Here is a 23,708-nt window from a genome sequence, read left to right on the forward strand (position 1 = left end):
GTTGCCCCCGTGACAGCACCACCTGAGGAAAGGCAGTACCCATGGCACGCAAGGCCCTCATCGCCGTCACCGACTTCGGGATCGAGGAGCCCGAGCTGGTCTCCCCGCGCGACTCCCTCCGGGCAGCGGGCTTCGACGTCACCGTCGCCTCCACCACCGGCGAGCCCGCCCAGACCGTCACCTCCGACAAGGACTGGGCCTCCGTCCAGGACGTCGACACCGCCCTGTCCGGGGTCTCCGCCGAGGGCTACGACGTCCTCGTGATCCCCGGCGGCACCGTCAACGCCGACACCCTCCGCATCGACGACACCGCGCGCGGCCTCGTCAAGGAGTTCACCGAGGCGGGGAAGACCGTCGCCACGATCTGCCACGGACCGTGGATCCTCATCGACTCCGGCGTCGTCGAGGGCAAGACCCTCACCTCGTACACGTCCATCCGCCCGGACCTCGAGAACGCCGGCGGCTCCTGGGTGGACCAGTCCGTCAAGGTCTGCCCCGCCAAGGGGTGGACCCTCATCACCTCGCGCAACCCCGGTGACCTCGAGGACTTCAACCAGGCGATCATCGACGAGGTGCCCGAGCGCGCCTGATCGCAGCTCCCCGGGCCGCTGGGCGCGACCGGCGGACGGGAGCACGGACACGGAGCGGGGCCGCACCCATCAGGGGTGCGGCCCCGCTCCGGCGTGCCGGAGGGCGCCCGCGGGCGCGGCCCCTCAGCGCGTGAGGACGAGGGCGACGTCGTGGCCGCCGAAGCCGAAGGAGGTCGAGGCGGCGGCTCGCAGCCCCGGAAGCTCGCGGCCCTCGGGGCCGACGACGTCGAGCCCCGTCCCCACGATCTCGGGGGCGATGCCGCCGGGCAGGAGCGTCGGCGGCAGCCAGCCCTCCACGAGCGCCATGACGGTGAGGACCGCCTCGAGGCCGCCCGCGCCGCCGAGGAGGTGCCCGGTCGCGGACTTCGTCGCGCTCACGGCCGCTCCTGGGACGGTGCGCGCGAGCACCCGCGCCTCGACGACGTCGCCGGCCGGGGTCGAGGTGGCGTGGGCGTTGACGTGCCCGAGGTCCTCGGGGGACAGACCCGCCCGCTCCAGGGCGAGACGCAGCGCGCGCTCCTGCTGGGCTCCGCTCGGCTCGGGCCGGGCGACGTCGTAGGCGTCGGCGGTCACGGCCGCGCCGGCGAGGACGGCGAGCACCTCGGCACCCCTGTCCGCCGCGTGGGCGGCGGACTCGAGGACGAGGACCCCGGCGCCCTCGCCGAGGACGAAGCCGTCCCGGTCGGGCGCGAAGGGGCGCGAGGCCGTCGTCGGGTCGTCGTCGCGGGTCGACAGGGCGCGCATGGCGCCGAAGGCGGCGACCGTCATGGGGTGCAGGGCCGCGTCCGTACCACCGGCCACCACGACGTCGGCGCGGTCCAGCGCGATGAGGTCCGCGCCGTAGGCGATGGCCTCGGCGCCCGAGGCGCAGGCCGACACGGGGGCGTGGATCCCGGCCATGGCGCCGAGCTCGATGCCGACGGTGGCCGCCGGCGCGTTCGGCATGAGCGCCGGCACCGCCGTGGGCAGGACCCGGCGCGGCCCCTTCTCGCGCAGCGCGTCCCAGGCCTCCATGACGGAGAGGACCGGTCCCATGCCCGGGGAGACGGAGACGGCAAGGCGCTCGCCGTCGACCTCGGGGGAGCCGGCCTGCGCCCAGGCCTCGCGGGCGGCGAGCAGGACCACCTGGCTGGCGCGGTCGAGGCGGCGCCGCTCCTTCGGCGTGAGCAGCTCGGCCGGCTCGACGGCGAGCGGCGCGGCCACCCGGACCGGCAGCGCGTGATCCTCGGCCCAGGGCTCCTCGAGCGCCCCGACGGCGCAGCGGCCCTGGTGCAGGGCCGCCCACGTGGACGGCGCGTCCCCGCCGAGGGGGTTGGTGGTGCCGAGGCCGGTGACGACGACGGTGCGGGGCGGCAGCGCGGCCGCCTCCGGCGCGGCCCCCACCTCAGGCCTGCTTCTGCTCGGTGACGAGGTCGGCGAGGGCGCCGACGGTGGGCAGGGTCGGGATGAGGGAGTCGTCGAGGGCGACGCCGAAGCGCTCCTCGACCTGGGTCGCGATGGTGAGCAGGCCGAGGGAGTCGATGTCGAGGTCGTCGGCGAAGCGGGTCTCGCGGGTGATGGAGGCGGCGTCCGTGCCGGCCTCCTCGGCGGTGAGGTCGGCGATGGCGGTGAGGACGTCGGTGGTCTCGTCGGCCATGGGGTGCTCCTTGGTTCCGGGGTGCGGGTGGCGGCGGTCGCCGCCGGCTGGCGCCCATTGTGACGCACGGACGGCGCCCGGGGTCGGTCGACGGCGCGCCCGTCCGCGGCGGGCGAGCAGACCGGCTCAGTCGGCCCGCTTCGCGGCCTCCTCCAGGGAGCGCAGTCGCGTCACACGGACCCCGGGCAGGTCCCGGCGCGCCATGCCCGCGAGGGCGCCCGCGGGGGCGAGCTCGACGGCGGCGTCGGTGCCCGAGCCGAGCAGGCGCTCCTGGACGAGGTCCCATCGCACGGGGCGGGTCACCTTCGCCGCGAGGTCGTCGAGGAGCCCGCCGGCGTCCTCGCCCTCGGGGTGCAGCACGCCGTCGGCGTCGTCGATGAGCGGCCGGACGAGGCTGCGGCGGGGGAGCGGCGCGACGGCCTCGGCGACCTCGGGCGCGGCCGCGGCCATGAGAGGGGAGTGGAAGGCGCCCGCGACGGCGAGGGGGAGGCGCCGCGCGCCGGCGGGCGCCTCGAGCGCGTCGATCGCGGCGCTGGGGCCGGAGGCGACGACCTGCGTCGAGCCGTTGACGTTGGCGGCGGTGAGCCCTGCCGCGCGGACGGCCTCGAGGACCGCCTCGCGGTCCCCGCCCACGAGGGCCACCATGCCACCGGAGGTCGCGGCGGAGCAGCGGGCCATCGCCCGGCCGCGGGCGGCTGCCAGGGCGACCGCCTCGAAGGGTGCCAGTGCGCCCGCGAGGGCCAGGGCGGTGAGCGAGCCGAGCGAGTGACCGGTGACGACGGCGTCGGGCGTCGCCGCGCTGTCCTGGTCCACCGGTCCCTCGTCGCGGAGCAGCCCGGCCGCGCGCGCCGAGATCAGGCTGGTGGCCACGACGAGCGGCTGGGTGACCTCGGTGGGGCGGATCGCCTCGGCGTCGGCCTCGGTCCCCAGTCGCAGCAGGTCGAGCCCGGCCGCCTCGGACATCGCTCCCAGGAGGTGGCGGGCGCCGTCGTCTACGAGCCAGGGCTCGAGCATCCTGGGCTTCTGGGCGCCCTGGCCGGGGCAGAGGATCGCGCGCACCTCAGACCTCCCGGCCCTCAGCGAGCCGACCCGCGATGATCGCGAGGTGGAGCATGAGGCCGTCGCGGGGGTCGGTCGCGTCCCATCCGACCTGCTCGCTCACGCGCCCGAGCCGGTACCGGACGGTGTTCGCGTGGACGAAGAGCGTGCGGGCCGTGGCCTCGAGGGAGCCGCCGAGCGCGAGATAGGTCGCCACCGTCTCCTCGAAGGGGTCGCCCATCTCGTGGAGCGGCTTGGTCACGAGGGCGAGGATACGCTCGGTGGCGAGCTCGTCGCCGGCGAGGAGCCGCTCGGGCAGGAGGTCGTCGGCGTGAACGGGGTTGGGCGCCTCGTGCCAGCCGGGCAGCGCCCGAAGTCCGGCGAGGGCGGCGCGCAGGGAGCGGCCCGCCTGGGCGACGGTGGGGACGACGGGCCCGATGACGGCGGCCCCCCCGAGCTCCTTGGCGATGGCGAGGGCGGCCTGGTCGACCTCGTGCTCGGCGGCGGTGCCGTCGGGTGCGGCCGCGCCGATGACGATGATGACGGAGTCCCCGCGCACGGAGACGAGGACGTCGGAGGTGTGCTGGCGGCACTCGTGGCGCAGCCGGGAGGTGCCGAGCGCGTCGAGCCCGGGCGTGCGCGCGGCGATCGTGGCGACGGGGCCGGTGCCGTGCCAGCCGGCCGTGCCGGCGCGGGTCACGGCGTCCTCGGGCGCGTCGTGGAGCATGGCGTCCACGGCGACCGACTCCAGGCGCGCGTCCCAGGCGCCGCGCGCCTCGGCGGCGCGGGCGTAGACCTCGGCGGCGGTGAAGCCGATGTCGCGGCCGAAGGAGAGCGCGGCGATGGCGACGCGGTCGTGGTCGCGCTCGGGGACGACCTCGGGCGCCTCCTCGACGACGACGTCGAGCACGGAGCGCACGAGGCCGAGGGTCTGGCCCAGGGTGATGGTTCCGGTGAGTCGCTCGGGGGCGACGGAGAAGATTCCGCCGGGGGAGACCTCGGCGCTCGGGTCGGCGACGGAGTCGACGAACATGGTGACGCCGAGGGAGGCGACGGCCTCGATCTGGTGGCGCGGCTCCGCGGGCAGCGTCCGGTACCAGGGGTGGCTGGCGCTGACGCGGTCCAGCGAGTGCTCGATGATCGAGGTCTGCGCGCGGCGCAGGGCCTCCACCGCGGGGGTGCTCAGCTCGTCCATGTCCGGCATCGTATCGGCAGGCCGGTCGGGTCGAGTGCCGGTGGGGGGGGCGGGCGCCGGGGCCCCAGCCACCTGGGTCCGACGACGCCCGGTGGTGACCACTCCCATCACGTGAAACATGCCTGTAACCTGAGGGGCGGGCACACGCCGACGCCGTCGCGTCAGGCCGCGCCCGGCCCGCCTCGACGAGGAGACGTGCCGCACCACGGTTCACGAGACCGATCCACGGAGGATCCACGATGACACAGGCCACCCGCACCGAGGAGGACCTCCTCGGCGCCCGACAGGTCCCGCTCGAGGCGTACTGGGGCGTCCACACCCTGCGCGCCGAGGAGAACTACCGCATCTCGCACGCCACCATCGGCGACGAGCCGGCCTTCGTACGAGGCATGGTCCAGGTCAAGAAGGCCGCCGCCCTGGCCAACAAGGAGCTCGGGACCCTCGAGCCGGACAAGGCCGACGCCATCGTGTGGGCCTGCGACCAGATCCTCGACGACGGCCGCTGCATGGACCAGTTCCCCATCGACGTCTTCCAGGGCGGCGCCGGCACGAGCGTCAACATGAACACCAACGAGGTCGTCGCCAACCTCGCTCTTGAGCACCTGGGCTACGCCAAGGGCCGCTACGACGTCATCAACCCCAACGACCACGTCAACAAGTCCCAGTCCACGAACGACGCCTACCCCACCGGCTTCCGCATCGGCCTGCACCAGCTCGTCGAGGCGCTCATCGAGGAGCTCGAGCGACTCATCGACTCCCTGTCCTCCAAGGGCGTCCAGTTCAAGGACGTCCTCAAGATGGGGCGCACCCAGCTCCAGGACGCCGTCCCGATGAGCCTGGGCCAGGAGTTCGAGGCCTTCGCCGTGCTCCTGGGCGAGGAGATCCCGCGCCTGCGCGCCAACTCCGGCCTCCTCCTCGAGGTCAACCTCGGCGCGACCGCCATCGGCACCGGGCTCAACACCCCGCCCGCCTACCAGCCCACCGTCGTGCGGTACCTCAGCGAGATCACGGGCCTGGAGGTCAAGGGCGCCACCAACCTCCTGGAGGCCACCAGCGACACGGGCGCCTACGTGTCGATGCACGCCGCCATCAAGCGGCTCGCGGTCAAGCTCTCCAAGATCTGCAACGACCTGCGCCTGCTGTCCTCCGGCCCCCGCGCGGGCCTGGGGGAGATCCGCCTTCCCGAGCGCGCCGCCGGGTCCTCGATCATGCCGGCCAAGGTCAACCCGGTCATCCCCGAGGTCGTCAACCAGGTCTGCTTCAAGGTCATCGGCAACGACGTCGCCCTCACCTTCGCGGCGGAGGCCGGCCAGCTCCAGCTCAACGTCATGGAGCCGGTCATCGCCCAGACCTCCTTCGAGTCGATCAGCCTGCTCATCAACGCCATGCGCACCCTTCGCGAGCTGTGCGTCATCGGCATCGAGGCCAACGAGGAGGTCTGCCGGAACAACGTCCTGTCCTCGATCGGGATCGTCACCTACCTCAACGAGGTCATCGGCCACCACAACGGCGACCTCGTCGGTCGCGAGTGCGCCCGGTCGGGGCGCAACGTCCGCGAGGTCGTCCTGGAGATGGGCCTGCTCGACGAGAGGACGCTCGACGAGCTCCTCAGCCCCGACAACCTCCTCCACCCGCACTACCGCGACATGTCCTACTACTCCGGCGCGGACCCCACCATCCGCACCGGGACGACGCCGGACGAGGCGTGCACGCCGCCGTCCGCCGCCTCGCCCGACGAGGGCGACTGAGCGTCGTTCGTTCGCGCTCAGGCGGCGTGCGCCGAGGCCGCCTCGAGGGCCTCGGCGCACGTGCGTCGGTACTCGTTGTCGGTCAGGGACCTCGCCCCGGGCTCACCGAGGGCGTCGGCGCGCAGTCGGCTCGTCTCCGGCGAGCGCCACGCCGCCACGGCGACGAGGCAGGTCGTGCCGAAGGTGAGCCCGCCGACGACGGCGATGATGAAGCCGAAGGAGGTTCCGGGCGGGCACAGCCACGCGAAGCCATCGCCATGAGGCTGGACAGGGCCGTCCCGAGGTTCTGGCCTATCGCCATGCCCATCACGCGGCTCGAGGTGGGGAACTGCTCCGGAAAGAAGGAGGGGAAGACGGCATCGTAACCCTGGTAGAGCGTGCCCCGCATGACGAGCGCCAGGACGATGATGAGGAGTATCGACTCCCGGCCGATCGCCCACAGGGAGGCGAAGGACAGGACGCCCGAGGTCAGTGTGCCGCCGATGAGGAGTGGGCGCCGCCCGACGCGGTCGGAGGCCGCCGCGGCCGCTGGGATGATGAGGACGGCGGCGAGGTTGCCGAGCACCGGGATCCAGAGGAAGACGTCGGCGTGCCAGCCGATCCCGTAGTCCTTCTGAGTGGCGAGCCAGGCACCGAAGACCGTCGTCGTCACGGGGATGACGTTGGCCAGGGACATGACCATGACCCGTATGACCGTGCCGGGCGTCTCGGTGAGCACCCGGCGGATCGGAGGGATCGCCTCATGGGACGTCGGCTTCGACTCCACCGTGGCGAGGCGGGCGCGGAAGCCGAGGAGGGTGACCGCCGCGGAGACGAGGAAGGGGATCCGCCAGCCCTAGGATTCGAAGGCGGTGCTTGGCAGGAGCGCGGCGAGCGGGATGAAGGTCATCGCCGACACGATCTGCCCCAGCTGAGCGCCCTGGAGCGTGACCGAGGTGCGTCGGCCGCGCAGCCCGACCTGCGTCTGCCCCATGATGAGCGTCGAGGACCCCGAGGTCCCACCAGCGACGGCGAAGCCCTGCACGAGGCGGCAGGCCACGAGGAGGATCGGTGCGAGCACGCCGGTCTGCGCGTTGCCCGGCAGGACGCCCAGGGCGACGGTCGAGGACCCCATGAGCGCCATCGTAAGGATGAGCGTGTGGCGGCGACCGCGTCGGTCGGCCATTGCCCCGAGGACGAAGATGACTACCGGGCGCGCGAGGTAGCCGACGCCGAAGGTGCCCAGGGAGGCGATGATTGCCAGGGCCGGGTTCTCCGACGGGAAGAAGACGGCTGGGAAGACGAGCGCCACGGCCTGCGTGTAGGTGAGGAAGTCGTAGAACTCGAGCATCGAGCCGACGGCGCTGGACCGGGCGGCCTGTCGGCCGACCGCGTGGGCGGACCGGGCTCCGGCGTCGGTCGGGGACGGCGCCGTCACTGCGGGCTCTCCTTCGGGAGCGGCTGGCGGCCCTGGGGAGCCGCCGCTGGGACGCACCGGGAACCACCGGTGGAAGACCGTGTCGCCCTGCGACGCTATCCAAGCCGGAGCGGGGCCTTCTGGGACGTCTCGTCCGCGGTCAGTGTGGCGTGTGACGCACGGGGCGGGCCCTCCTGATGGGCGGCTGAGGAACGGCGAACGAAGGTCACGGTCCCGGGCACGGTTCCGGGGGAGCCGGGCACGACGAGGGGCGGGGCCCCGGAGGATCTCTCCTCCGGGGCCCCGCCCCGTTCGTCGTGTCAGCCGGTGGTCCGGCTCAGGACGTCACTCGCCCTGGCCGCCGGAGGTGCCGGCGTTGACGTTCTCGAGGTCGTACCTCTCGAGGGCCTTGGCGAGGACCGAGCGGTCCAGCTTGCCCTGCTCGACGAGGGCCTGGAGCGCCTTGACCGTCACCGACTCGGCGTCGATGAGGTAGTGACGGCGCGCCGAGGCGCGGGTGTCGGAGAAGCCGAAGCCGTCGGCGCCGAGGACGTGGTAGTCGCCCGGGACCCACTGGCGGATGAGGTCGGGGACCGCGTGGTCGTAGTCGCTCGTGGCGACGAAGGGGCCCTCCGCGCCGGCGAGCTTGTCGGCGAGGTACGGCGTGCGGTTCTCTTCCGGGTGGAGGAAGTTGGCCTGCTCGACCTCGAGGGCCTCGCGGCGCAGCTCGGACCAGGAGGTCACGGACCACACGGAGGCTCGCACGCCCCACTCCTCGGACAGGAGGCGCTGAGCCTCGAGGACCCACGGGACACCGACGCCGGAAGCCATGAGCTGGACCTCGGGGCCGTCGCCGGCGGGGGCGTCGGCGATCTTGTGGATGCCCTTGAGGATGCCCTCGACGTCGACGCCCTCCGGCTCGGCCGGCTGGACCATCGGCTCGTTGTACACCGTGAGGTAGTACATCTTGTTGCGGTCGCGGCCCGAGTCGGGGCCGTACCAGCGCTCGAGGGCGTCGCGCACGATGTGCCGGATCTCGTAGGCGTAGCACGGGTCGTAGGACACGAAGGCGTCGTTCGTCCAGGCGATGAGCGGCGAGTGGCCGTCCATGTGCTGGGTGCCCTCACCGGTGAGCGTCGTGCGGCCGGCGGTGGCCCCGATGACGAAGCCGCGCGCCAGCTGGTCGCCCGCGGCCCAGAACTGGTCGCCGGTGCGCTGGAAGCCGAACATCGAGTAGAAGATGTAGACGGGGACCATCGGCACGCCGTGGGTCGCGTAGCTGGTGCCGACGACCTGGAACGCCGAGGCCGAGCCGGCCTCGTTGATGCCGGTGTGCATGACCTGGCCGGAGGTGGACTCGCGGTAGGAGAGCATCATCTCGGCGTCGACCGGCGTGTAGTTCTGGCCGAGCGTGTTGAAGATCTTCTTCGTCGGGAAGAGGGACTCCAGGCCGAAGGTGCGCGACTCGTCGGGGACGATCGGCACGAAGCGACGGCCGATCTTCTTGTCCTTGATGAGCTCCTTGAGGAGCTGGACGAAGGCCATCGTCGAGGCGACCTCGCGCTTGCCGGAGCCGCCCTTGAGGACGTCGTAGGTCTTGTCCCCGGGGAGCTCGAGCTCGTTGCCGACGTCGCGGCGCTCGGGCAGGAAGCCACCGAGCTGCTTGCGGCGCTCGAGCATGTAGAGCAGGGCCGGGTCGTCGTCCGCCGGCTTGTAGTACGGCGGGTTGTACGGGTCGGCCTCGAGCTGCTCGTCCGTGAAGGGGATGTGCAGGCGGTCGCGCAGGCCCTTGAGGTCGTCCAGCTTGAGCTTCTTCATCTGGTGCGTGCCGTTGCGGCCGGCGAAGTGCGAGCCGAGCAGGTAGCCCTTGACGGTCTGCGCGAGGATGACCGTCGGCTGGCCCTTGTGCTCCATGGCGGCCTTGTAGGCGGCGTACATCTTGCGGTAGTCGTTGCCGCCGCGCTGGAGGGCCCAGATCTCCTCGTCGGTCCAGTCCTTGACGAGGGCGGCCGTGCGCGGGTCCTTGTTGAAGAAGTGCTCGCGGACGTAGGCGCCGTCGTTGGCCTTCATGGTCTGGTAGTCGCCGTCGAGCGTCTCCATCATGAGGTGCTCGAGGGCGTGGTCCTTGTCGGCGGCGAGGAGCCGGTCCCAGCCGCGGCCCCACATCACCTTGATGACGTTCCAGCCGGCGCCCTTGAACGAGGCCTCGAGCTCCTGGACGATCTTGCCGTTGCCGCGGACCGGGCCGTCGAGGCGCTGCAGGTTGCAGTTGACGACGAAGGTCAGGTTGTCGAGCTGCTGGCTCGCGGCGAGCTGCAGCATGCCGCGGGACTCGGGCTCGTCCATCTCGCCGTCGCCGAGGAAGGCCCAGGTGTGCTGCTGGGAGGTGTCCTTGAGGCCGGCGCCCTGGAGGTAGCGGTCGAACCAGGCCTGGTAGATGGCCTCCGAGGGGCCGAGACCCATGGAGACGGTGGGGTACTCCCAGAAGTCCTCCATGCGGCGCGGGTGCGGGTAGGAGGGCAGGCCGCGGCCGCCGGTGGCGGCGGGGTGGGAGTACTCCTGGCGGAAGCCGTCGAGGTCGTCCTCGGTGAGGCGGCCCTCGATGAAGGCGCGGGCGTAGTTGCCGGGGGAGGAGTGGCCCTGGAAGAAGACGTGGTCGCCGCCGCCCGGGTGGTCCTTGCCGCGGAAGAAGTGGTTGAGGCCGACCTCGTACATGGTCGCGGTGGACGCGTAGGAGGAGATGTGGCCGCCGACGCCGATGCCGGGGCGCTGGGCGCGGGTGACCATGACGGCGGCGTTCCAGCGGAGCCACCGGCGGTAGGTGCGCTCGATGTCCTCGTCACCGGGGAAGTAGGGCTCGTCCTCGACGTTGATCGTGTTGACGTACGGGGTGGTCGTCTGGGCCGGGAGCGTGACGTTCTTCTTGCGGGCCTCGGCGAGCATCGACAGGAGGATGAAGCGGGCGCGGGGGCCGCCCTTCTCCTGGATGAGCGCGTCGAGGGAGTCGTGCCACTCCTTGGTCTCCTCGGGGTCGTTGTCGTCGACCTTGGTCAGGAGGCCGTCGATGAGCGGCGCGGAGTCGCTGGTGGGGCTCACGGATTCCTTCTTCCTCGCGTCTGTGCGGTGGTGGCCGGCGGTACCGTGACTCGTGGTCGGGCGCCGCGGCTGTGACGGGGCCGGGGCCACCGGGATCTGACCTCTCCAATCTACGGGCTCACGGGGGTCCGAGTCTCCCCCAGAGGGGCAGAAAGTCCCATTCGGCCTGTGAGGTGGGGCACCGGTCGAGGTCGGAGGTCGGCGCGCTCCGACGGCGCCCGAGGTGACGTTCGCGCGGCGGCGCGCGTGTTCGCTTGCGCTGGGAGCCCGCGGTGCGGTGGGCTAGGGTCAGCCGGTCCGCAGGGGACCGGCGCCCGCGCGGGCGCGCGGGCGGACCGGGGCGGTGCCCCCAGGGACGGAGTGGACACAGTGACGAGCACACCGGGCGCGGCCTTCGGCTTCGCCTCCGGCCTCATCATCCAGGAGTTCGGCTACGACGACGACGTCGACGAGGCGCTGCGCTCCGCCGTGACCGCGGAGACGGGTACCGAGCTCGTCGACGAGGACTACGAGGACGTCGCGGACTCCGCGATCGTGTGGTGGCGCGAGGACGACGGCGACGTCGACGCCCTGACCGATCTCCTCGTGGACGCCCAGGCCAACCTGGACGGCGACGGACTCATCTGGGTGCTCACCCCCAAGGCACGTACCGCCGGAGCCGTGGACGCCTTCGAGGTCGAGGAGGCGGCCCGGACCGCGGGCATGCACGCCACGTCGGCCGCCGCCATGGGCTCGTCCTGGGCGGGGACCCGCGTCGTCTCCAAGCGGCACTGACGCCACCGCGTCGCGCGCGGCGGCCGCGCGCGACGGACAGGACCTGTAGCTCAGCTGGTAGAGCAACGCGTTTACACCGCGTCGGTCGTCGGTTCGAACCCGGCCGGGTCCACCACCGCTCCGCGCCCCCGGGGCCACCGATCACCCGTCGCGGCGCGCCCGCGCCGGGCGCTCAGGCGAGGGCCGTGCCGCGCAGGAGCGTGGTCGTAGGTCCGCCGACCCACACGGCGGGCACGCCGTCGGCACCGGCCTCGATGCCGACGCGGACGTCCCCGGAGCGGCCGAGCGCCGTCCCCTGACGGACCCGGTAGCCGCCGTCGACGATGCCCTCGCGCAGCAGCCACTGGCCCACCGAGGCGTTCATCGACCCGCACACCGGGTCCTCCGCGACGCCGACGCCCGGGGCGAAGGTGCGCATCTCGAGATCCTGCTCTGAGCCCTCGGGGAGCGCGCCGATGACGCCGACCATGGCGTCGGGCACCGCGGTGAGGTCCGGCTCGACCGCGAGGACCTCCTCGGCGCTCGCCAGCCGCAGCACCGTCCAGCCGGGCCCGTTGTCGATCCACTGGTGGGCCAGGACCTGCTCGGGGCGCAGACCGAGCGCTGCCGTGAGGCGCTCGAGGAGCTCGGGCTCGAGCGGGCCGTCGTGGACGGTCGGCGGGGCCTGGAAGGACAGGACGCCGTCGTCGGAGCGGCGGATCGAGATGACGCCCGCCGTCACCTCCTGGCGGATGAGCGAGGGGTCCGCGGGCGAGCCGCCGGCCTCGATCCAGGCGTGCGCGGATCCGAGGGTGGGGTGCCCGGCGAAGGGGAGCTCGCCACCGGGCGTCCAGATCCGCAGCCTGTAGTCGGCCTCGGGCGCCGTCGGCGGGAGGACGAAGGTCGTCTCCGACAGGTTCGTCCAGCGGGCGATCGCCTGCATCCGCTCGTCGGACAGGCCCTCGGCGTCGAGGACGACGGCGACCGGGTTGCCCGCGTAGGGCGCTGAGCCGAAGACGTCGACCTGGGCGAAGGGGCGCTCTCGGGGAGAGGGCGCAGCCGCGGCGCCGGACGTGGAGGACGGTACGGTGCTCGGCGCGGTGATCATGGAGCGAGGGTAGAACGGCGAGCAGCGGGTGCTTGGGCCGCCGCGGGCGTCCCTGCGCGCGCCGGTCGGGGCGCGGCCCGGAGGTACTCCGGATGAGGGGATCGCGACGCCCGACGCGCCGCTGTGACCGGCCTCGCGCAGATGCACGGTGGCGGCATCACGCACGCGGATAGACTCAGCCCGCCCTCGAACCGTCGCAGACGGCGCGAGGACGCACTCTCCACCCACTGAGGAGTCTCCGTGACCACCCAGGACACCACCGCACGCGACGACGCGCCTGAGGTCGAGTCGAGCAACGCCCGCGACGTCGAGACCCTCAACCGGCGCTGGATGCTGCCCACGCTCATCGAGATGCTCGTGTGCGGCGCGATCGGCCTGACCGCCTCCTTCGTCCTGTCGATCGAGGCCTGGGAGGGCACGAGCAACGAGGCGGCCTCCTTCGCCTGTGACATCAACGCGAGCTTCTCCTGCTCGGCGGTGGCGCGCTCCTGGCAGGCGACCCTCCTCGGCTTCCCCAACGCCTTCTTCGGCATCCTCTTCGAGGCGGTCGTCCTCACCGTGACGGTGGCGCTGCTGCTCGGAGCGCGCATGCCGCGCTCCTTCATGCTCCTCATCAACGTCTTCTACACGGTGGCGATCATCTTCGCCCTGTGGCTGTTCAGCCAGTCCTTCTTCGTCATCCACGCGCTGTGCCCCTGGTGCCTCACGATCACCGTGACGACGACGCTCGTCTTCGCCGGGCTGACGCGCATCAACATCCGCACCGGGGCCCTGCCCTCCTCCGACGGCCTGTGGGACTTCGTCTCCACCGGTCGCGACTGGTGGGTCTGGGGCGGGCTGCTCGTCCTCCTCGCGCTCGCGGTCACCTTCAAGTACCTCGTCTGAGCCCGAGCCTGCACCGAGGCGCGATCGCCCGCTCGCGGCCCGTCACCCGGCCCCGCCGGTGGCGGGCCGCATCGCGTCCCGGCACGGCGACGCCCTCCGCCGGGCGGTACTTGGAGCGCGGGCGCTCGCGGCCGGACGCGTGTCAGCGGGCGGCCTCGGCGAGAACCTCGTCCATGGTGACGACGCCGCTGCGCAGCGCCTCGAGGACCAGCTGGACGCGGTCACGGGCGCCGGTCTTGGCGAGCAGGTGCGAGACGTGCGTCTTGACCGTCGGCATCGAGAGCCACAGCCGGTCGCACAGCTCCTGGTTGGTCAGGCCCAGCGCGACGAGGCGGAGAACCTCCAGCTCGCGCTCGGTGAGCTCCGCCGGGGGAGCGGCCGGTCGGGAGGCGGTGTGCGAGCCGGCGGGCCGCGCCCCTGTCCCGGCCCCGGCGCCCGCCCCGGTCCTCACGGCGCTGAGAAGACGGCGCGTCGGCCCGGGCGAGATGACGGAGTCGCCCGCGCTCACGGCCCTGACCGCGGCGAGGAGCTCGGCCGGAGGCGTCGACTTCAGGAGGAAGCCCGCGGCCCCGGCCTCGATCGCTCCGAGGACGTAACCGTCCGTGTCGAAGGTGGTGAGGATGACGACCCGGCACGTCGCGCCCGAGGCCACGAGGCGGCGCGTCACCTCGATCCCGTCCATGCCCGGCATCTGCACGTCGAGGAGGAGGACGTCGACGGGGTCGCTCGCGCAGCGCGCCAGGGCGGTCGGTCCGTCGGGCGCCTCCCAGACGACGTCGACGTCCTCCTGCGCCCCGAGGAGCATCGACAGCCCCGCCGTGAGGAGGGGCTCGTCGTCGGTGAGTGCCACCCTGATCGTCGCGCTCACGCCGGATCCTCCCCAGGCGCTGCAGGAGCGGGGACGCACGCCAGGACGCGCCAGCCGCCGTCAACGGCCGGGCCGGCGTCGAGGGAGCCGCCCAGCGCCCCGACCCGCGCTCGGAGGCCCGCGAGGCCGCTGCCCTCGCGATGGGCTGAGGGCCGACCGTCCACTCCGCCGGCGCTGTTGGAGACCTCGAGGCACGCGCCGTCGCGGTTCACGGTCAGTCGGAGGTGCAGCGCCGCGCCGGCGGCGTGGTGGAGGGCGTTCGTCGTGGCCTCGCGGGCGACCGCCACGAGGCACTCGCCGACCTGCGCGGACGCGTCGGCGTCCTCGGCGAGCTCGAGGGCGAGGGCCACTCGGGCCCCGCCGGAGCGGAGGGCGCCGACGAGGTCGAGGAGCCCGGACACGAGGGCTCCCGGCACAGTTCCCTGGAGCGGCCCGGTGGGCTCGGTGGCGCGGGGCGCCGCGGGCTGCGTGGTGAGGGGCGCCGCGGGCCCGGTGGCGCGGGGCTCGGCCGCCCGGGGAGCCCGGGAGCCGGCGTCGTCGGTGCGCAGGACGTCGACGAGGGCGCGGACCTCGTCGACGGCGGCGCGGCTCGTCCCGCCGATGACGGCCAGCGCCGCGTCCGCCCGCTCGGGGTCGCGGGCGAGGACCGCTCGCGCACCCTCCGCCTGCATCGCGATGACGGCAAGGGAGTGCCCGACGACGTCGTGGACCTCCCGCGCGATCCGGCCGCGCTCCTCGGCCACGGCGAGCCGGGTCTCCATCTCCTGCTGCGCGCGCAGCATCGCGAGCCGCTCGGCCGCCTGCTCGCGGCGCTCGCGCGACCGACGGCGCAGCAGGCCCCCGAGCAGCGCGACCGTCATGAAGAGCCAGCTCAGCACCACCGCCTGCGCGACGACCTCCAGCGGCAGCGGCCCCGTCGCTGCCGCGGCGTCCACCGCGAGCACCGCCAGCGGACCGCCGACGTAGCCGGCGGCGAGGAGCACCCACGCCCAGGGGCGGGCCACGCGGCTGGCCGCCGTCTCGACCGCCACGAGGCAGGCGCCGAGCGCCATGATCGAGAGCGTCGTGAAGACGACTGCGTGGGCCGCGCAGACGAGCCCGAGGAGGACAACGGCGGCACCGGGGCGCGCCCGTCGGGCGAGCACGGCCACGGCGGCCGCCAGGCCCAGGAACGCGAAGACGACGGCGTCGACGACGCCGTCCTGGCGCCCGAGGGCGATGATGCCTCCCATCGTCCCCGGAGCGCTCAGACCGCCCGCGACGAGGAGCAGGGCGGCCGTGATCGACTCGGCGCGACCCGGCAGTCCGGACCCAGCGGTCCTGGCGGGCCCGGCCGGCCTGGCCGGTACCGCGAGCGCGGCGGGCGCGGCAGGCGCGGCTGCCGCCTCCGTTCCCGCCTCCGGGGCGCCCGCGCTCGATCTCATGCCGTCAGGCTATCGACGGTCCGCGAGCGGCTCGTCATACCCCGGTATGAGCCCGCGCGGGCACGGCCCGCACCGAACCCGACCACGGGCTGACGCCCCGGCCGCGAGCGCCCGGCACCGTTGCCCCCATGAACCAGCACGAACACCTCAGCGCACGGTCGGCCGCCCCCGGCGCCGGCCCGGCGGTCCGTACCCACGAGCTGACGCGGACCTTCGGGACCGGGGCACGGGTCCGCACCGTCGTCGACCGCCTCTCCCTCGACGTCCCGCGCGGCTGCGTCTACGGCTTCCTCGGACCCAACGGCGCCGGGAAGTCCACCACCATGAAGATGCTGCTCGGGCTCCTGGCCCCCACGAGCGGCGAGGTGAGCCTCCTCGGCACGCCGCTCACGCCCCGCACCCGCGGTCCCCTCATGGCTCGCACCGGCTCCATGATTGAGCAGCCGCCGGGCTACGGGCACCTCACCGGCGCCGAAAACATGCGGATCATGCAGCGCATGCTCGGACTCTCCGACGCGCAGGTGGACCGGGCCCTCGCCCTCGTCCGCCTCACCGAGCACAAGGACAAGCTCGTCCGCGAGTACTCGCTCGGGATGAAGCAGCGCCTCGGCATCGCGCTCGCCCTGGCCCGCGACCCCGAGCTCCTCGTCCTCGACGAGCCCACCAACGGACTCGATCCCGCCGGCATCGAGGAGGTCCGCCACCTCCTCGTCTCCCTGGCCGGCGAGGGCGTCACCGTCATGGTCTCCAGCCACCTCCTCGACGAGATCGACCGCACGGCCACCGTCCTGGGGATCCTCGCGGCCGGCCGCCTCGTCTTCCAGGGCAGCCGCGCCGAGCTCATGGCACGCTCCCTGCCCGCCGTCGAGCTCGTCACCCCGGCTCCGGAGCGCGTCGACGCCGACCTGCTCGCCGGCCTCGTGCTCCAGCCGGGGCCCGCCCCCGAGCGCATCGGCGACGGACTGCTGCTGCCCGGTCTCACGCCCGACGCCGTCGCCGAGCTGTGCCGGCGGCTCGTCGCCGCCGACGTCCCCGTCCACGAGCTGCGCCGTCGGACGCAGAGCCTCGAGGACGTCTTCATGGACCTCACCGGCGGGGCGGGGGTGCTCTGATGACGACCGCACCCACCGCTCCCGGGCGCGCCGTCACCACGACGACGTCGGTCCGGCTCGAGCTCGCCAAGGCCCGACGCCTGCGCATCCCGCTCATCGCCGCCGCGCTGCTGCTCGTCGCCCTCGGGCTCTCCGCGCCGATCGGGACCTCGGCCCGCGCTGCGCTCACCGGCCCCGCCGACCCGTGGCCGCAGCTCCTCCTGGGGACCTCGATGGCCGCCGCCCTCGTCTCCCCGCTCCTCACCGCCGTCCTCGCCAGCCGACTCACCGACGTCGAGCACACCGGAGGGGGCTGGACCATGGCGGCCGCCTCCGGGCTGACCCCCGGCCGGCTCTGCCGGGCCAAGACCCTCGCCCTGTGCCTCCCCCTGGCGGCCGTCGTAGCCGTCCAGGTCGGAGGCGTCCTCCTCGCCTCCCGCGCGCTCGGCGCCACCGCCCCCATCAGCGCGGGTGACTGGGCCGGCTACGCCATCGCCCTCCTCGCGGTCGACGCCGTCTCCTGCGGCTGGCACGTGCTCCTCGCGGCCCGCGTGGAGAACCAGATCGTCACCGTCGGCGTCGGCTTCCTCGGCTCCTTCGCCTCCCTGTTCTGCCTCCTCATGCCGCCGTGGCTGTGCCGGCTCGTCCCGTGGGGCTACTGGGCGCTCATCGCGCCCGCCGCCCAGGACGGCGGCGCGGGCGGCGCCGCGAGCGTCGCCTACACGACCCCGCCGGTGGTCTGGGTCATGGGCTTCCTCATCATCGCGACCGCGGGCCTGCTCGCGCTCACAGCCCGACTCGACCGGATCGAGAGGTGATCCCCGTGCCCTCCATTCAGCAGCACTCCGCCGCGCAGCCGGCCCGGCACCCCGTTCCGCACCGAGCCGACAGCTCGTCGCCCCGCCCCGCCTCCCTGCGGGCGCTCCTCGCCGCGGAGACGATCAAGCTGCGCCGCTCGATGGTCTGGGTCTTCGCGGTCCTCCTGCCCCTGCTCGCCGTCGTCACCGGCACCGTCAACTACAGCGCGAACCAGGGCGTCCTCTCCAGCGGCTGGGAGGCCTTCATGGGGCAGGTCACCGTGTTCTACGGCCTGTTCTTCTTCTCCGTCGGCGTCGCCCTCGTCTGCGCCGCCGTCTGGCGCCCCGAGCACCGTGGGAGCTCGTGGAACGCGATGCGCACGACGCCGGCCGGCGCCGTCCGCGTCGCCGTCGCCAAGACGCTCGTGAGCGTCCTCCCCGTGGCGGTCATGCAGCTGGTCCTCACGGCCCTGGCCTGGGCGAGCGGCGTCCTCGTCCTCCGTCTCGACGGCGCCCCGCCCGCGTCGGTCCTCATCGACGGAGTCCTCGGCGTCCTCGCCGCGCTGCCGCTCCTCGCGCTCCAGTCCCTCCTCGCGATGCTCCTCGCCTCCTTCGGCGCGCCGGTGGCGCTCGGCCTCCTGGGCACGATGGTCGGCCTCGGCCTGTCCTACGGGGGCGGCCCGCTGGTCACCGTATGGCCCTCCGCCCTCGTCACCCGTGCCCTGACCCTGGGGACCTCGGCACTTTCGAGCGCCGGGGCGCTCGGCTGGGGAGCCATCGGCGAGGTGCTGCGCGGCACCGCTCTGTCCGGCCTCGTGTTCTGGACCCTGCTCGTCCTCGTCGCGAGGCGCAGGGAGCGCCGCTGAGGGAGCGGGGCGCGCGCCCCGCTGGGCTCACCGGTCACCGGTCACCGGGGCGAGGACGCTCCGGTGACCGGCGACGTCGTCGACCGGCCGGACGGCGAGTGGAGGAGCGGGCCGTGGCAGACATCCCGTGGTGGGAGATCATTGGGTGGACGGGCTCGGTGCTCGTCGTGCTCTCGCTCATGGTGCCGAGCGTGCGGCGCTTCCGGCGCCTCAACCTGGCCGGCAGCCTCATCGCCACCGTCTACAACGCCGTCTTCGGCATCTGGCCCTACGCCGCAGGGAACGCCGCGATCACGATCATCGACCTGTACTGGCCCCTGCGCCTGCGGCGGGCGGGGGAGCGGCGCTACAGCGTGTGCCCGGCGCGCCCCGACGACGCCGTCGTCGCCGGCTTCGTCGAGCGGCACCGGTCGGGGATCGAGCAGGCGTACCCGGGCGCGCTCGACCGGCTGGGCCGGAGCAGTGCGCGCACCTGCTTCCTCACCCTGTGCGACGACGAGGTCGTCGGGCTCTTCGCGATGGAGTCCGTCGATGACGGCGCCGCCCAGGGCGCCCCTGCGACGGCCCGCGTGCTCGTCGACTGGGTGACCGACCGGTTCCGCGACCTCAAGCCCGGTCGGGCCCTCTACGCCCACCCCGCGCTCGCGGCCACCGGCGTGAGCGCCCTCGTCGTCGACCCTGCCGCCGTCGCGGACCCGGGCTACTTCGCCAGGATGGGCTTCGTCCCCGGCGACGGCGTGCTCAGCCGGGCGCTCTGAATGCTCGTGGAGCGGGCTGGTCGGGGGACGTCGGAGCGGACGCCGTTGGCTGGCTTCTCAGCGATCCGCCGGGCGCCTCAGGTGGCCGGCAGGCCTGTCCGCAGGACCGCCCACAGCCCGACCGGGTTCTCCTCGGGCGTGAAGTGACCGGCGTCGGGGACGACGGCGGTCCTCACGCTCGTCAGGCCCGCCTCCCGGAACCCGGCCGCGTAGTCCGCGACGTCGCCGCCCTCGTGCTCGCCGCGCGCGTAGAGCACGGGCGTGCCCACGGGCGAGCGGTCGGCCTCGTTGGCCCTCGCGTCCTCCCACAGGGACCGGTAGAGCTCGAAGCCCGCCGTCAGCGCTCCGGGTGCGCGGTAGGCGTCGGCGTGGGCCCGCCTGCTCTCGCGGCCGATCCGCTCGGGGTGGTGGGCGATCGCCTCGTAGAAGTAGTCGAAGTAGGCCTCCTCCCGCCCTGAGACGAGCTCCTCGGGGAGGCCCGGGATGGTGTGGAAGGCGAAGTGCCAGAGCCACGGGTTGGCGAGGACCTCGTGCCAGGGCGCGACGCCGGGGACGACGGTGTCGAGGATCGCGACGGCTCGCAGCCCTGGCACGTGCCGCAGGCAGGAGTACGCGACCATGCCTCCGACGTCGTGGCCCACGACGGCGGGCTGCACGAGCCCCAGTGCGGTGACGAGGTCGCCGACGACGTCCGCGACGTCATCGGTGGTCGAGCACGGCCGCTCGACGCGGGACCCTCCGATCCCGGGCAGGTCGGGCGCGATGAGCTGGACGTCGTCTCCTGCGGCCTCCATGAGCCCCGTCCAGGCCCGTGCGCTCTGCGGCCACCCGTGGAGCAGGACGATGGCGGGAGCGTCGCGGGGCCCGCAGCGCAGGACGTGAAGGCTGCCGTCGGCGCGCTCGATGGTGGTGTCCTCGATCGTGATAGACATGAGGTATGTCTATCACGACGGGGCGCACCCCCGACGACGTCCGGCGCGGGGCCTCCTACCTCCTCGGGGTCCTCGGCACGCGGATCCAGGGCGACTGGACCACGCTCCTGCGGCGCCACGGCCTCACCCAGAACGAGTACCTCCTCCTCATCGCGGCACCGACCGAGGACGGCGCCAGGCAGCGCGAGCTCGCCTCGGCCGCGGGGATCGACCCGCGCAACACCGGAGCCGTCGTCGCCGGGCTCGTGGAGAAGGGGCTGCTCGCGGCGAGCCGCGACCCCGGGGACGGGCGCGTCAAGCGCCTGCGCCGCACGGCCGCGGGCGGCCGGCTCCTCTCGGCCCTGGAGGCCGACCTCGCTCCGGAGCGACTGCGCTACTTCGGTGCGCTGAGCGAGACCGAGTACGTCACCCTGTGCGATCTTCTCGAGCGGGTCGCGGACGCCGGTGGGGTCGGGCACGACGAGCTCAAGGTGTGACCGAGCGTGTGACCGAGGACGTCAGGCCGCGGTGGTCCGCCCGCGGTGGTCGGGCCGCGGCGGTCCGGCCGCGCCCGTCACGCCGCGTCAGGGCCGGGGCGGCTCCACGCCCAGGGCGGACAGGCCGGTGGCGATGACCTCGTGGGACGGCGCCGCGACGGCCTCGGCGGCCGTGAGCCCGGTCGACGCCAGGGAGGCGGCGGCGATCCGCGCGCCGACGGCGTACCCGGCACCCGTCGGGACGCCGACCGGCTCGACGCCGACAGCCCGTGCCGTCGCGTCGCCGAGGACCCACGCGGGGAAGCGCATGGGGTCCGGCTCGGAGAGGCCGCTCACGACCCGCGCGAGCACCGCGTCGTCCTCGAGCAGCGCCGGGTCCACGAAGTGCGTCCGGCCGCGCTCGCCGTAGAGCTCGACGGCGAAGAGGTCGGCGAGCCCCTCGGCCACGACCTGCTCGCCCACCGTCACGCTCCGCGGGTCCCAGACGACGCCGCCGGGGGAGTAGCGCACGTTGTGGTGGAGCTCGTGGGCGACGATCGCCTCGAGACGGTCCCGGACCGTCGGGGTGGGCCAGAGCGTGATCGTGACGTAGCCGCTCATGCCGCCGAAGGCGGAGAGCCCCTGGACCTCGTCCATGAAGTGGGGGTCCCCGGGGTCGCCGAGGAGCAGGAGGATCGTCGGGTCGGGCGCGCTCACTCCGGGCGCCGCCTCCCGCAGGCGTGCCAGTGCCTCGTCGGCGGCGTGTTCCACCCGGTTCCAGGCGTCGGCGTCGGCCAGGGCAGTGATCCCGGCGCGCAGGGCCGCGGGGTCGCCGTCGGGGTCGAAGCCGCTCGAGCGCCGGTGGACCTCAGGCCAGCTGGGTCCGCCCGGGATGAAGGCGTACATGCCGGCGACGGGCGCCCAGAGCTCGTCGAGGAGCCCGGGGCGGTCGGTGGGCGGGGCGGAGAGGATCTGCTCGGTCAGGGTGCGGGTGTCGATGATCGTGCTGCTCATGGCGCCAGCCTCGGGGCTCACGTCGCGTGAGGGTCAAGACGGGGCCAGTAGGCTCCGCCCATGACGACGATCCTGCACCTGGCCCTGCCCGAGGACTGGGAGGCCGCACGGGCCACCGGCACCTACACCGCCTCCACCCGCGGAGCCACCATCGCCCAGCAGGGCTTCATGCACGCCTCCTACGACGCCGACCAGGCGCTGCGCGTGCACGCCTTCGCCTACGCCGGCCGCCCCGACGTCGTCATCACCGAGCTCGACGTCGGCGCGCTCGCCGCCGCCGGACTCACCGTCCGCGCCGAGCCCGGCGACCCGAGCGACCCCGAGTCCGAGCGCTTCCCCCACGTCTACGGCGGTGACGTGCCCATCGCGCTCATGAGCGTGCGCCCCGGGGGCCTGGAGGCGCTGCGCGCCGGGCTCGTCCCCGGCCCGGACGCGGACCCGCTGCCGTGAGTGGGCCCCGGGCCACGACCTGCGCCGTCGACGTCGCGCACGCCTGCGCCTTCGTCATGGTCGTCACGACGCAGGGCGGCCGCCTGCTCCTCAGCCGCCACCGGGACCGGTGCACCTGGGAGACTCAGGGTGGGCACGTTGAACCCGGAGAGGTCCCGGACGCCGCTGCGGCGCGCGAGCTCTACGAGGAGTCCGGCGTCGTTGTCCGCGACCTCGCCCCCGTCTGCGACGTGTGGGTCGACGGCGACCGGCCCGGCGCCTGGGGACGGCTCTACGCGGCCGCGCCCGAGCGCCAGGACGCCCTTCCCGCCTCCGAGATCGCGGAGGCTCGGTGGTTCAGGCAGCTGCCCGCACCCGAGGAGCTCACCTACCCGTGGCGGACTCCGCTGCTCGTCTCACGAGCGTCAGCGCATTCGTCGCACTGAGACGCGGGACGGTGGCGCTGGGGCCGGCTCAGTCGCCCGTGCCTGCAGGTCCGGTGGGCGTCCTCGGTCCGAATCCGAGGCCCGTCCGGGCGAGAGCCTGACGGCTCGAGGCGAGGAGCCCCGCGTCGGCTCCTGCCTCCAGACGGGCCTCGAGCGCGAGCCTCAGCTCGCGGCGGGCAGCGTCGACCTCGCCGGCGGCGAGCAGCGCCTTGCCCAGGTGCTGCCGCAGCACGGGCTCCCAGCGGTCCTCCTCGTGCTCGGCGAGGAGTGACCGCAGCGCCGAGACGGCTGCCCCGGCGTCCCCCGAGCGGCGGTCGCAGTCGGCGAGGAGCGCTCGCGTTCGGACGGAGGGCTGCGCTGCTCCGTGCAGCAGGACGCGAGCCTCGGCGACGCGCCCCGTCCACAGCGCCTCGATCGCGCCCGCGAGCGGGTCCTCCTGGAGGCCCGCGCGGAAGGCCGGGAGATCCGTGATGGCAGGGGCGAGGCTCTCCCCACTCAGCACCCAGCCCGGGACGCCGATGACGTCGGTGACGCGGCGACCCACGGTGCCGCCGGATGGCAGGACCGCCCAGACCTCCCCGTGCTCGCGCGCACCCGGGTCCTGCCGCCGCCGCACCTGCTCGACGATGAGCCCCGCCTCCTCGAGCCGCTCGGTGATCCACTCGGGCGTCCACGTCCACGCCGTCGTCACCGCGTGGTCGAAGGGCGCGACCGCGTCGCCGGCGAAGAAGCCAGCGAGGAGGCGTCCGCCCGGCCGGAGGAGGCGGCGGACCGCGGCGAGCTCCTCGCCGAGGCGCTCCGGAGGGACGTGGATGAGGGAGTACCAGGCCAGGACGCCTGCGGCCCCACCAGGTGGGACGTCGGCGGCGGTGCCGACGGCGAAGCCGACGTTCGGGTGCTCGGCCCGGGCGATCCCGATGAGGGCCTGGCTCGGGTCCACCCCGGAGGCCTTCGCACCGAGTGCGTCCAGATACGCGGTCCAGTGCCCGGGGCCGCAGCCCAGATCGACGACGGGCCCGCCGCAGGCGAGGGCCCAGGCCGCGATCGTGTCCCGGTCGGCCGGTGCCGTCGCCGAGATCCGCCCGAGGGCCTCGGCGTACTCGTGAGCGCGCCGGGAGTACGCGCCGCTCACCGCGTTCTCAGGCATGGACCGAGCGTAGCGAGCCTGAGCTCGTGACGACGG

Annotated in this window: 22 protein-coding genes, 1 tRNA gene and 1 pseudogene; 12 read left to right on the forward strand and 12 right to left on the reverse strand. The window is 73.8% G+C overall.

Features of this window, described 5'->3' with window-relative positions:
* The first annotated feature begins 41 nt into the window (after positions 1 to 41).
* The gene (locus tag AXF14_RS09755; RefSeq protein WP_067942859.1) at positions 42 to 590 is read left to right on the forward strand and encodes a type 1 glutamine amidotransferase domain-containing protein; all 549 of its coding nucleotides are present in this window, start codon (positions 42 to 44) and stop codon (positions 588 to 590) included.
* A 123-nt stretch (positions 591 to 713) separates the two neighbouring features.
* Here the strand turns inward: AXF14_RS09755 and AXF14_RS09760 are convergent, their stop codons facing one another.
* From AXF14_RS09760 to AXF14_RS09775, 4 genes are all read right to left on the reverse strand, one after another.
* Complete coding sequence (locus tag AXF14_RS09760) at positions 714 to 1,973, reverse strand: beta-ketoacyl-[acyl-carrier-protein] synthase family protein (protein ID WP_067942861.1); 1,260 nt, start codon at positions 1,971 to 1,973, stop codon at positions 714 to 716.
* 1 nt (position 1,974) lies between these two features.
* Positions 1,975 to 2,226 (reverse strand): acyl carrier protein, encoded by a 252-nt coding sequence (locus tag AXF14_RS09765; protein WP_067942863.1) that lies wholly within the window; start codon positions 2,224 to 2,226, stop codon positions 1,975 to 1,977.
* A 126-nt stretch (positions 2,227 to 2,352) separates the two neighbouring features.
* Positions 2,353 to 3,285, reverse strand: coding sequence for an ACP S-malonyltransferase (locus AXF14_RS09770; RefSeq protein WP_067942867.1), 933 nt, complete (start codon positions 3,283 to 3,285; stop codon positions 2,353 to 2,355).
* A gap of 1 nt (position 3,286) precedes the next feature.
* Entirely contained in the window at positions 3,287 to 4,459 is a 1,173-nt protein-coding gene (locus tag AXF14_RS09775; protein ID WP_067942869.1) for a PucR family transcriptional regulator, read from the reverse strand.
* A 239-nt stretch (positions 4,460 to 4,698) separates the two neighbouring features.
* Between AXF14_RS09775 and aspA the strand changes: the two genes are divergently transcribed.
* Positions 4,699 to 6,207 (forward strand): aspartate ammonia-lyase, encoded by a 1,509-nt coding sequence (aspA, locus tag AXF14_RS09780; protein WP_084355497.1) that lies wholly within the window; start codon positions 4,699 to 4,701, stop codon positions 6,205 to 6,207.
* Between the two features lie 82 nt (positions 6,208 to 6,289).
* Here aspA and AXF14_RS14795 read toward each other — a convergent pair.
* Positions 6,290 to 7,537, reverse strand: a pseudogene (locus AXF14_RS14795) (MFS transporter).
* A gap of 411 nt (positions 7,538 to 7,948) precedes the next feature.
* Positions 7,949 to 10,699, reverse strand: coding sequence for a pyruvate dehydrogenase (acetyl-transferring), homodimeric type (gene aceE, locus AXF14_RS09790; protein WP_067942871.1), 2,751 nt, complete (start codon positions 10,697 to 10,699; stop codon positions 7,949 to 7,951).
* A 369-nt stretch (positions 10,700 to 11,068) separates the two neighbouring features.
* Here aceE and AXF14_RS09795 point away from each other — a divergent pair, with 369 nt between their 5' ends.
* Together AXF14_RS09795 and AXF14_RS09800 are read left to right on the forward strand one after the other, a co-directional pair.
* On the forward strand, positions 11,069 to 11,473 hold the full coding sequence (locus tag AXF14_RS09795; protein ID WP_067942873.1) for a DUF3052 domain-containing protein: 405 nt from the start codon (positions 11,069 to 11,071) through the stop codon (positions 11,471 to 11,473).
* 39 nt (positions 11,474 to 11,512) lie between these two features.
* Positions 11,513 to 11,588 (forward strand) — tRNA-Val (locus tag AXF14_RS09800).
* Positions 11,589 to 11,645: 57 nt separating this feature from the next.
* Here the strand turns inward: AXF14_RS09800 and AXF14_RS09805 are convergent.
* Positions 11,646 to 12,560, reverse strand: a complete 915-nt coding sequence (locus AXF14_RS09805) for a PhzF family phenazine biosynthesis protein (RefSeq protein WP_067942874.1) — start codon at positions 12,558 to 12,560, stop codon at positions 11,646 to 11,648.
* A 240-nt stretch (positions 12,561 to 12,800) separates the two neighbouring features.
* Here AXF14_RS09805 and AXF14_RS09810 point away from each other — a divergent pair, with 240 nt between their 5' ends.
* On the forward strand, positions 12,801 to 13,445 hold the full coding sequence (locus AXF14_RS09810; protein ID WP_236755480.1) for a vitamin K epoxide reductase family protein: 645 nt from the start codon (positions 12,801 to 12,803) through the stop codon (positions 13,443 to 13,445).
* A 142-nt stretch (positions 13,446 to 13,587) separates the two neighbouring features.
* Here the strand turns inward: AXF14_RS09810 and AXF14_RS09815 are convergent, their stop codons facing one another.
* Both AXF14_RS09815 and AXF14_RS09820 read right to left on the reverse strand, forming a co-directional pair.
* Positions 13,588 to 14,250 carry a response regulator gene (locus AXF14_RS09815; RefSeq protein ID WP_236756283.1) on the reverse strand — a complete coding sequence of 221 codons (663 nt, stop codon included), beginning with the start codon at positions 14,248 to 14,250 and terminating at the stop codon, positions 13,588 to 13,590.
* 59 nt (positions 14,251 to 14,309) lie between these two features.
* Positions 14,310 to 15,737 carry a sensor histidine kinase gene (locus tag AXF14_RS09820; RefSeq protein WP_150118466.1) on the reverse strand — a complete coding sequence of 476 codons (1,428 nt, stop codon included), beginning with the start codon at positions 15,735 to 15,737 and terminating at the stop codon, positions 14,310 to 14,312.
* Between the two features lie 128 nt (positions 15,738 to 15,865).
* On the opposite strand from AXF14_RS09820, the gene AXF14_RS09825 reads away from it, so the two are divergent.
* The 4 genes from AXF14_RS09825 to AXF14_RS09840 all read left to right on the forward strand — a co-directional run bounded on the left by AXF14_RS09825 (position 15,866) and on the right by AXF14_RS09840 (position 19,249).
* The gene (locus AXF14_RS09825) at positions 15,866 to 16,849 is read left to right on the forward strand and encodes an ABC transporter ATP-binding protein (RefSeq protein WP_067942879.1); all 984 of its coding nucleotides are present in this window, start codon (positions 15,866 to 15,868) and stop codon (positions 16,847 to 16,849) included.
* Complete coding sequence (locus AXF14_RS09830; protein WP_067942881.1) at positions 16,849 to 17,646, forward strand: ABC-2 family transporter permease; 798 nt, start codon at positions 16,849 to 16,851, stop codon at positions 17,644 to 17,646. Before AXF14_RS09825 ends, AXF14_RS09830 begins: the two co-directional genes overlap by 1 nt.
* 5 nt (positions 17,647 to 17,651) lie before the next feature.
* Entirely contained in the window at positions 17,652 to 18,491 is an 840-nt protein-coding gene (locus AXF14_RS09835) for an ABC transporter permease (RefSeq protein WP_236755499.1), read from the forward strand.
* 113 nt (positions 18,492 to 18,604) lie between these two features.
* Positions 18,605 to 19,249, forward strand: coding sequence for a hypothetical protein (locus AXF14_RS09840; protein ID WP_067942884.1), 645 nt, complete (start codon positions 18,605 to 18,607; stop codon positions 19,247 to 19,249).
* 77 nt (positions 19,250 to 19,326) lie between these two features.
* Here AXF14_RS09840 and AXF14_RS09845 read toward each other — a convergent pair whose 3' ends face one another.
* Positions 19,327 to 20,181, reverse strand: coding sequence for an alpha/beta fold hydrolase (locus AXF14_RS09845; RefSeq protein ID WP_067942886.1), 855 nt, complete (start codon positions 20,179 to 20,181; stop codon positions 19,327 to 19,329).
* Positions 20,182 to 20,186: 5 nt separating this feature from the next.
* Here AXF14_RS09845 and AXF14_RS09850 point away from each other — a divergent pair, with 5 nt between their 5' ends.
* The gene (locus AXF14_RS09850) at positions 20,187 to 20,657 is read left to right on the forward strand and encodes a MarR family winged helix-turn-helix transcriptional regulator (RefSeq protein ID WP_067942888.1); all 471 of its coding nucleotides are present in this window, start codon (positions 20,187 to 20,189) and stop codon (positions 20,655 to 20,657) included.
* A gap of 87 nt (positions 20,658 to 20,744) precedes the next feature.
* Here AXF14_RS09850 and AXF14_RS09855 read toward each other — a convergent pair whose 3' ends face one another.
* Positions 20,745 to 21,650 (reverse strand): DUF2268 domain-containing putative Zn-dependent protease, encoded by a 906-nt coding sequence (locus AXF14_RS09855; RefSeq protein ID WP_067942890.1) that lies wholly within the window; start codon positions 21,648 to 21,650, stop codon positions 20,745 to 20,747.
* 60 nt (positions 21,651 to 21,710) lie between these two features.
* Here AXF14_RS09855 and AXF14_RS09860 point away from each other — a divergent pair, with 60 nt between their 5' ends.
* Together AXF14_RS09860 and AXF14_RS09865 are read left to right on the forward strand one after the other, a co-directional pair.
* Entirely contained in the window at positions 21,711 to 22,100 is a 390-nt protein-coding gene (locus AXF14_RS09860; RefSeq protein WP_067942892.1) for a DUF952 domain-containing protein, read from the forward strand.
* Positions 22,097 to 22,525 carry an NUDIX hydrolase gene (locus tag AXF14_RS09865; protein WP_067942895.1) on the forward strand — a complete coding sequence of 143 codons (429 nt, stop codon included), beginning with the start codon at positions 22,097 to 22,099 and terminating at the stop codon, positions 22,523 to 22,525. Before AXF14_RS09860 ends, AXF14_RS09865 begins: the two co-directional genes overlap by 4 nt.
* Before the next feature lie 28 nt (positions 22,526 to 22,553).
* Here AXF14_RS09865 and AXF14_RS14190 read toward each other — a convergent pair whose 3' ends face one another.
* On the reverse strand, positions 22,554 to 23,672 hold the full coding sequence (locus AXF14_RS14190) for a class I SAM-dependent methyltransferase (RefSeq protein ID WP_150118467.1): 1,119 nt from the start codon (positions 23,670 to 23,672) through the stop codon (positions 22,554 to 22,556).
* Between the last annotated feature and the right edge of the window lie 36 nt (positions 23,673 to 23,708).

The sequence above is a fragment of the Actinomyces radicidentis genome, assembly GCF_001553565.1.
Classification (GTDB): domain Bacteria; phylum Actinomycetota; class Actinomycetes; order Actinomycetales; family Actinomycetaceae; genus Actinomyces; species Actinomyces radicidentis.

Excerpts from the sequence above, each read along its gene's own strand:
- AXF14_RS09755 (WP_067942859.1), top strand. The coding sequence starts at position 42 with ATGGCACGCAAGGCCCTCATCGCCGTCACCGACTTCGGGATCGAGGAG.
- AXF14_RS09765 (WP_067942863.1), bottom strand. The coding sequence starts at position 2,226 with ATGGCCGACGAGACCACCGACGTCCTCACCGCCATCGCCGACCTCACC.
- AXF14_RS09775 (WP_067942869.1), bottom strand. The coding sequence starts at position 4,459 with ATGGACGAGCTGAGCACCCCCGCGGTGGAGGCCCTGCGCCGCGCGCAG.
- aspA (WP_084355497.1), top strand. The coding sequence starts at position 4,699 with ATGACACAGGCCACCCGCACCGAGGAGGACCTCCTCGGCGCCCGACAG.
- AXF14_RS09805 (WP_067942874.1), bottom strand. The coding sequence starts at position 12,560 with ATGATCACCGCGCCGAGCACCGTACCGTCCTCCACGTCCGGCGCCGCG.
- AXF14_RS09815 (WP_236756283.1), bottom strand. The coding sequence starts at position 14,250 with ATGCTCCTCGGGGCGCAGGAGGACGTCGACGTCGTCTGGGAGGCGCCC.
- AXF14_RS09820 (WP_150118466.1), bottom strand. The coding sequence starts at position 15,737 with ATGAGATCGAGCGCGGGCGCCCCGGAGGCGGGAACGGAGGCGGCAGCC.
- AXF14_RS09825 (WP_067942879.1), top strand. The coding sequence starts at position 15,866 with ATGAACCAGCACGAACACCTCAGCGCACGGTCGGCCGCCCCCGGCGCC.
- AXF14_RS09830 (WP_067942881.1), top strand. The coding sequence starts at position 16,849 with ATGACGACCGCACCCACCGCTCCCGGGCGCGCCGTCACCACGACGACG.
- AXF14_RS09845 (WP_067942886.1), bottom strand. The coding sequence starts at position 20,181 with ATGTCTATCACGATCGAGGACACCACCATCGAGCGCGCCGACGGCAGC.
- AXF14_RS09850 (WP_067942888.1), top strand. The coding sequence starts at position 20,187 with ATGTCTATCACGACGGGGCGCACCCCCGACGACGTCCGGCGCGGGGCC.
- AXF14_RS09855 (WP_067942890.1), bottom strand. The coding sequence starts at position 21,650 with ATGAGCAGCACGATCATCGACACCCGCACCCTGACCGAGCAGATCCTC.
- AXF14_RS09860 (WP_067942892.1), top strand. The coding sequence starts at position 21,711 with ATGACGACGATCCTGCACCTGGCCCTGCCCGAGGACTGGGAGGCCGCA.
- AXF14_RS14190 (WP_150118467.1), bottom strand. The coding sequence starts at position 23,672 with ATGCCTGAGAACGCGGTGAGCGGCGCGTACTCCCGGCGCGCTCACGAG.